Annotated in this window: 7 protein-coding genes and 1 pseudogene (1 of these 8 cut by a window edge); all 8 read left to right on the top strand. The window is 64.1% G+C overall.

Going from position 1 to position 7,703, the window contains the following annotated elements; all coding sequences use genetic code 11:
- Positions 1–1,460 (top strand): annotated as a pseudogene (gene arc / locus K728_RS18990) (proteasome ATPase); it begins 303 nt to the left of the window's first position.
- 65 nt (positions 1,461–1,525) lie between these two features.
- Positions 1,526–3,112 (top strand): depupylase/deamidase Dop, encoded by a 1,587-nt coding sequence (gene dop / locus K728_RS0109125; RefSeq protein WP_237742117.1) that lies wholly within the window; start codon positions 1,526–1,528, stop codon positions 3,110–3,112.
- A 50-nt stretch (positions 3,113–3,162) separates the two neighbouring features.
- The gene (locus tag K728_RS0109120; RefSeq protein WP_019482710.1) at positions 3,163–3,378 is read left to right on the top strand and encodes a ubiquitin-like protein Pup; all 216 of its coding nucleotides are present in this window, start codon (positions 3,163–3,165) and stop codon (positions 3,376–3,378) included.
- Positions 3,379–3,383: 5 nt separating this feature from the next.
- Complete coding sequence (gene prcB, locus K728_RS0109115; RefSeq protein WP_019482711.1) at positions 3,384–4,208, top strand: proteasome subunit beta; 825 nt, start codon at positions 3,384–3,386, stop codon at positions 4,206–4,208.
- 2 nt (positions 4,209–4,210) lie between these two features.
- Positions 4,211–4,942 carry a proteasome subunit alpha gene (gene prcA / locus K728_RS0109110; RefSeq protein WP_024476505.1) on the top strand — a complete coding sequence of 244 codons (732 nt, stop codon included), beginning with the start codon at positions 4,211–4,213 and terminating at the stop codon, positions 4,940–4,942.
- Positions 4,942–6,303: a Pup--protein ligase gene (gene pafA / locus K728_RS0109105; RefSeq protein WP_019482713.1), complete on the top strand. Its 1,362-nt coding sequence runs from the start codon at positions 4,942–4,944 to the stop codon at positions 6,301–6,303. The genes prcA and pafA overlap by 1 nt, the downstream gene beginning before the upstream one ends.
- Before the next feature lie 135 nt (positions 6,304–6,438).
- Positions 6,439–7,365, top strand: a complete 927-nt coding sequence (locus K728_RS0109100; protein WP_162148043.1) for an FKBP-type peptidyl-prolyl cis-trans isomerase — start codon at positions 6,439–6,441, stop codon at positions 7,363–7,365.
- Positions 7,366–7,407: 42 nt separating this feature from the next.
- Positions 7,408–7,703 (top strand): FKBP-type peptidyl-prolyl cis-trans isomerase (locus tag K728_RS18985; protein ID WP_443110950.1); only part of this gene is annotated, 296 nt, incomplete at its 3' end.

Genomic DNA, 7,703 nt, shown 5'->3' with positions numbered 1-7,703 from the left:
CGTCCGCCGCGTCCCAGGACAGTGCTGACATTCTGCAGTCCGGCAGGAAGCTGCGGGTCGCGATCAGCCCGCTGGTCAATCTGGCGCAACTGATGCCCGGCCAGGAAGTACTGCTCAACGAATCCCTGACCATCATCGCGGGGCTGGGGTTCGAACGCTCCGGCGAGCTGGTGACCGTCAAGGAACTCCTGGGCTCCGACCGCGCACTGGTCATCGGGCGGGCGGATGAGGAGCGGGTGGTCAGGCTCAACGGTCCGCTCCAATCCGAGCGGATCCGTGTTGGTGATGCGCTCTCGGTCGACAACCGGTCCGGCTACGCACTCGAAAAGGTCCCGCGCAGTGAGGTTGAGAACCTGGTGCTCGAAGAGGTCCCGGACATCGCGTACGAGGACATCGGGGGGCTCGGGCCGCAGATCGAGCAGATTCGCGACGCCGTCGAGCTTCCGTTCCTGCACCCTGACCTCTACCGGGAACACGGTTTGAAGGCGCCCAAAGGCATCCTGCTCTACGGTCCGCCCGGTTGCGGTAAGACCCTGATCGCCAAGGCCGTCGCGAACTCGCTCGCGGCGCGTGCCATTGAACGCACCGGGTCCACCGAGACGCGCAGCTACTTCCTCAACATTAAGGGACCCGAGCTGCTGGATAAGTATGTGGGGGAGACCGAGCGCCACATCCGGCTGATCTTCGCCCGGGCCCGCGAGAAGGCTTCGGACGGCAGCCCGGTGGTGGTGTTCTTCGATGAGATGGATTCCCTGTTCCGGACGCGGGGTACCGGCGTCTCCTCGGACGTTGAAACGACTATCGTTCCTCAGCTCCTCAGTGAGATCGACGGCGTCGAAAAGCTTGAGAACGTCATCGTGATTGGTGCCTCCAACCGGGAAGACATGATCGACCCGGCCATCCTCAGGCCCGGCCGTCTGGACGTGAAGATCAAGATCCACCGCCCCGACGCCGAGGGTGCAGCCGAGATTTTCGGCAAGTACATCACCGAGAACCTGCCACTGCACGACGACGACCTCAACGAGTACAGCGGCAGCCGCGCAGCAACCGTGCAGGCAATCATCCGGCGCACGGTCGAAAAAATGTACTCCACCGAAAAGTCCAACGAATATCTCGAGGTCACCTACGCAAACGGTGACACCGAAATGCTCTACTTCAAGGACTTCAACTCCGGCGCTGTCATCCAGAACGTGGTGGACCGGGCCAAGAAGTACGCCATCAAGGATCTGCTCCTGGACGGCCAGAAGGGCCTGCGCATTGAGCATTTCCTCCGGGCCGTCGTCGACGAGTTCCGTGAACATGAGGATCTCCCCAACACCACGAACCCCGATGACTGGGCCCGGATTTCCGGCAAGAAGGGGGAGCGGATCACCTATATCCGCACCATCGTGCAGGGCAAGGCCGGGCAGGAGCCGGGGAAGACCATTGAAACCACGCCCAATACCGGACAGTATCTGTGACACCAGCCGGACACCACGCCGATCCGTCAGTCCTCGACCCCGAACGGTTTTCCGCCCACCGCGTGATGGGCACCGAAACCGAGTACGGAATCATCGCGCCGTCGATTCCGGACGCCAACGCCACAGTCCTGTCGTCCCAGGTGGTGAACGCCTACGCGGCGACCCTGCGGGAGGGTCTCGGCAACCTCGCGGGCACCCGCTGGGACTACACGGATGAGGCACCCCTGGCTGACGCCCGCGGGTGGCAACAGGCCCGGCACGCAGCCGATCCATCCCAGCTGACCGACAGTCCGCCGATCCTCACCGCCGAGCAGGTTGCCCTGGTCGATGCGGCGCTCGACGACGTCGGCCCGCTGGACTCGGCAGTCCTGATGAACCTGGTCCTCAACAACGGGGCACGGCTGTACGTCGATCACGCCCATCCCGAATATTCCTCGCCCGAGGTGACCAACCCGCTGGACGCCGTCCTGTGGGACCGGGCCGGCGACTCCGTGGCGCTGGCAGCCATGCGCCGGATCGCCGCCACCCCGGGCTTCGCTCCAGTCAACCTGTATAAAAACAACACCGACAACAAGAGCGTGTCCTACGGGTCGCACGAAAACTATCTGGTGCCCCGCAGCGTGCCCTTCAACCACATCGCAGCGGCGCTGATTCCGTTCTTCGTCTCCCGCCAGACAATCTGTGGCTCAGGCCGGGTAGGAATCGGCGCCTCCCATCAGTCACCCGGGTTCCAGCTCAGCCAACGTGCCGACTTTTTCGAGAACGAGATCGGCCTGGAAACGACCGTCCGCCGACCCATCATCAACACCCGGGACGAGCCTCATGCGGTCGCCGAAAAGTACCGGCGGCTCCATGTAATCATCGGCGACGCCAATCTGAGCGAAATTTCGAACTATCTGAAGATGGGGACCACCTCCCTGGTGTTGTCCCTGATCGAGAGGGACAACGCCTCGATTCCCGAGATCCAGGACCCGGTCCGGGAGCTGCAGGCGGTCAGCCACGACCCCACGCTGAGTCACCGCATCAGGCTGGCAGACGGCCGGTCGGTGACCGCCCTGGACCTGCAGGAAATCTACCTCGACGCCTGCCTGACGGAATCGGACCGGCAGGGTGGAACCGATCCGCAGAGCGCCGACGTGTTGCAACGCTGGGGCGCCCTCATCGATACACTGCGCCGGGACCCCTTCGACGCCGCACACCAACTTGACTGGGTGGCAAAGCTCAAAGTGCTTGAGGCGTATCGCAGCCGCGACGGAATGGCCTGGGATGACCCCCGCCTGGCCCTGGTGGACCTGCAGTACTCCGACCTCCGGCCAGAGAAAAGCATCTACCACCGGCTCAGCGCCCGCGGCCAGATTGACCGATTGGTCACCGATGAGCAGGTGAACGCCGCCGTGTCCCACCCGCCCGAAGACACCCGGGCCTACTTCCGTGGCCGCTGCATCAGCAGTTTTCCCCGCGAAGTGGTCGGCGCCAGCTGGGACTCAATCATCTTCGAGTTGCCGTCCCAACGTCGGCTGCAACGAATCCAGACCCGTGAGCCCCTCCGGGGAACAGCTGCCCTCACCAAAGAGTTGTTCGCTGCATCGGCCGACGCCGAAGAATTTGTTGCGCGGCTTTTGAGCAGGCCACAATCCAACATGGCACCATAGACATCACTAGGTTTTGCGCATCACATCCTCAGCAATGAAAGGTGCCAGCCATGGCTACACAGGACCGCAGGAATACCGGGTCACGGCCCGAGCAGCAGGACGAACAGCAGGACACTCCGGCCCCGGACACCGGCGGAGCACCCGAGGGCGGCGCACCCACTGCACAGACCCAGGGGGTCGATGATCTGCTGGACGAAATCGACGGGGTGCTCGAATCCAACGCCGAAGAATTTGTCCGCGGCTTTGTCCAGAAGGGCGGCCAGTAACCTTAATGATTCCGGAAGACGCTACCGCGTCGATTGGCCGTGCAGCCTCCACGTCGTTCAGCGGGTATCTGGGGTCGAACCACCCCGATCTGCTGCCCTCCAGCCGGTCGGCCGGAGGGTTGACCCCGGCCAGCGCCGCGACGGTGGCGCCGCACGCCACCACGATCGTGTCCATGACGTACGCTGGCGGCGTCCTGATGGCCGGTGACCGGCGCGCCACGATGGGCAACATTATCGCCAGCCGGCACATCGAAAAAGTCTTCCCAGCCGACATGTTCTCCGTACTCGGCATTGCTGGTAGCGCCGGAATAGCGCTCGACATCATGCGGCTCTTCCAGGTGGAGCTTGAGCACTACGAAAAAATCGAGGGCACCCTGATGAGCCTTGATGGCAAGGCCAACCGGCTGGCAGCAATGATCCGGGCCAACCTCCCACTCGCGCTGCAGGGGCTGGCGGTCGTCCCCCTCTTCGCCGGCTTCGACACCGTCCAGCGGGTCGGCAGGCTCTTCTCCTACGACGTGACGGGCGGTCGCTATGAGGAGCAGGAACACCACAGCGTCGGTTCCGGCGCCGCCTTCGCCCGGGGCGCCCTGAAGAAGCTGTGGAAACCGAATCTCGACGAGGACCGCGCGGTTCGGGTCGCCGTCGAATCCCTCTACGACGCGGCCGACGACGATTCGGCGACCGGCGGCCCCGACGTCGTCCGCCAGCTGTGGCCGGTGGTGTACACGGTCAATAGTGCTGGCGCCCGCCGGATTCCGGAGCGGGAGCTGGCGCTGGCCGCCGCGCAGGTCATCGACTCGCGCTCGGTGGCAGGACGGGAGGCATGAGCATGACACAACAGTTCTACGTTTCGCCTGAGCAGCTCACCAAGGACCGGGCCGATTTTGCCCGGAAAGGGATCGCCCGCGGACGATCGGTGGTGGTGCTCAGTTGCCGCGATGGGATTGCACTGGTCGCCGAGAACCCCTCACCGTCCCTGCACAAGGTGGGCGAAATCTATGACCGCATCGCTTTTGCCGCCGTGGGGAAGTACAACGAGTTCGAGAGCCTCCGCCAGGCGGGTGTCCGCTACGCCGATGTGCGGGGATATTCCTACGACCGGGAAGACGTCACCGCCCGCGGGCTGGCCAGTGTTTACGCCCAAAGTCTTGGCGCAGTGTTCACCGCCGACAGCAAACCCTTTGAAGTGGAGCTGGCCGTCGCCGAGGTAGGGCCCCGCACCGACGCTGACCACCTGTACCGCCTCACGTTCGACGGCTCGATCGCCGACGAACGACGGTTCATCGTGATGGGCGGACAGGCGGATGCCGTCGGTGACGTCCTGACCGATCAGTGGGACGCCGAGCATAGTTTCGCGGAAGCGGTCAGGACCGCGGTGGATGCGCTCCGGCACGGCGGCGGCGCGACCGGCGCTCCCCGGACGCGCCTCAGCCCCGACACCCTTGAGGTTGCAGTCCTGGATAGGGACCCGCTGACCACCCGCGGCGCCCGGCGGGCGTTCCGGCGGATCCTTCCCACCGAAGTGGGAGACATGCTGGGCTTCGGGAAGGACGGCCTCTGATGGACCGCCGGATTTTCGGCATCGAAACGGAATTCGGCATCGCCTACTCGGGGCCCAACTCCCGCCCGCTGTCACCCGAGGAGGTGGCCCGGTATCTGTTCCGCAAGGTGGTCAGCTGGGGACGCTCCTCCAACGTGTTCCTCACCAACGGGTCCCGGCTGTACCTGGATGTCGGTTCCCACCCCGAGTACGCCACGGCAGAGTGCGACGACGTCGCCCAGCTCATCGCGCACGACCGGGCTGGCGAGCTGATCCTGGAGGATCTGGTGGCCGAGGCGCAGCGCAGGCTCGCGCAGGAGGGCTACGACGGACGGGTGTACCTGTTCAAGAACAACACCGACTCGGCGGGGAACTCCTACGGCAGCCACGAAAACTACCTCATTCCCCGGAAGCTCGAGTTCAGCCGGCTGGCCGACATCCTGATCCCGTTCCTCGTCACCCGGCAGCTCCTGGTCGGTGCCGGTAAGGTCCTCAAAACCCAGACCGGCGCGCTTTACGCCTTCTCCCAGCGTGCCGACCACATTTGGGAGGGCGTGTCGTCGGCCACCACCCGGTCGCGGCCCATCATCAACACCCGGGACGAGCCGCACGCCGACGCCGAGTACTACCGCAGACTCCACGTCATCGCCGGCGATTCCAACATGTCCGAGACCACCGCCCTCCTGAAAGTGGGATCGGTTGACCTGATCCTGCGGATGATCGAGGCGGGCGTCATCATGAAGGATTTCCGGCTGGAAAACCCGATCCGCAGCATCAGGGAAATTTCCCACGATCTCACCGGACGCCAGCCGTTGAAGCTGGCTAGTGGACGCACCATGTCCGCGCTCGACATGCAGCAGGAATATCTCGCGCGGGTGCGCCAGTTCGTGGAAACGAACGGGGCCCACACCCCGCATGTTGAACGGATCCTCGAGCTGTGGGGGAGGACCCTGCAGGCAATCGGCACCGGCGACCATCGGCTCATCGACCGTGAGATTGACTGGGCCATCAAGAAGAAGCTGATTGACAGCTACCGGGACCGGCACAGTCTTGGCCTGGAGTCCGCGAGGGTGGCACAACTGGATCTCACCTATCACGACATTTCCCGGGAACGCGGCCTGTATTTCCTGCTCCAGCAGCGGGGGGAGACCGAGCGCGTGGTCACCGACGTCGACATCAAAAATGCCGTGGACATTCCACCGCAGACCACCCGTGCGCGGCTCCGGGGGGAATTCGTCCGACGCGCGAAGGACGCCAACCGGGACTTCACCGTCGATTGGGTGCATCTGAAGCTCAACGACCGCGCCCAGCAAACCATCCTGTGCAAAGACCCCTTCCAATCGGTCGACGAACGGGTCGAAGCGCTGCTCGCCCAGCTGTGAATCCCCGGTGAAACTGCTCGACGGGAGAAACCACCGGCCCTAAACCGTTACGCTGGATAGGTTCATTCACGAAAAATGGCCAGCTTCCTGCGGCCCCCACGGCACGCGCCACCGATCACCTGCGAAAGAAGCACCGTGCGAAAAGCTCTCACCCTTGCTCTGCCCGTCCTGTTAGTGCTGTCCGCCTGCGGCGGTGATACCGGCGACGCTGAACTGAAGACCGCCGGTGACGCCGCGATCCTTGAATCCGTCCGGGTTGAGGGCGGCTCCGATGAGGAAGCTCCCGAGGTGACCTTCGAATCACCGCTGGACGTGACCGGCCCCGCCGCTGCCACGATCACCGCCGGCGACGGCGAGCCAATCGCCGACGGCGACCGCGTCTCCTTCCACCTGGTGGGTCTGAACGCCGAGGATGGCTCAGTCCTCGGCGACACCTATTCCGCCGAGCCGCAGACCCTCGACCTGATCGAGAAACTGCAGGAAGACGACCCTGAACTCTACGAAGTGCTGGTGGGCACCACCATCGGGTCGCAGATCGCCTACACCAATGTGATCGAAGGCCAGGAGCCCCAGCAGCTGATCGTGATGCAGGTACTCAGTGCCGAGGCAGCACCACCGGTGCCCGAGGTGCTCAGCCCCGAAGCCGTTGAAGAGCTCGACGCCGACGGCCAGCTTCCCACCTTCACGTTTGACGACGACGACGCACCTGTCATCGAGATTCCCGACAACGAACCCTCAGATGACCTGGTCATCAAGGTTCTCGAAGCCGGCGACGGTGAAGTGATCACCGAAGAAGACACCATCGCTGCCAACTATGCCGGGTGGCGCTGGGAAGACGGAGAGCAGTTCGACTCCAGCTACCCCGGTGGCGAGCCGATCGAGTTCCCGCTTTCCGGCGTCATCGAGGGCTGGACCAAGGGACTGGCCGGCCAGACGGTCGGCAGCAAAGTCCTGCTCGTCATCCCCGCACCGATGGGCTACGGGGACCCTGCCCCGGAGGGACGCCCCTCCGGCACCCTGGCGTTCTACGTAGAAATCGTCGAAAAGGTGACGGCCGAGTAATTCCGGCCGCCCCCGCCAACCACCACCACTTAGAGGAAAAATATGTCTATCGGATCCAACGGCACCGCCCGCACCAAGCCCGAAATTGAGTTTCCCGGCACCGACGTACCTACCGAACTGGTCATCTCCGACCTGATCGAGGGCTCCGGCGAGGAAGCCAAGGCTGGCGACACCGTCTCCGCCCACTACGTCGGCGCCGCCTTTTCCACCGGCGAGGAATTCGACTCGTCCTGGAACCGCGGTGCACCACTCGACTTCAAGGTCGGCATTGGCCAGGTCATCCAGGGCTGGGATCAGGGCCTCCTCGGAATGAAGGTTGGCGGCCGCCGCCGGCTGGA

The sequence above is a fragment of the Arthrobacter sp. CAL618 genome, assembly GCF_000468215.1.
In the GTDB taxonomy this organism is placed as follows: domain Bacteria; phylum Actinomycetota; class Actinomycetes; order Actinomycetales; family Micrococcaceae; genus Arthrobacter_D.
Note: the sequence above shows the minus strand (reverse complement) of the source record. Positions and strands in the feature narration are given on the sequence as shown.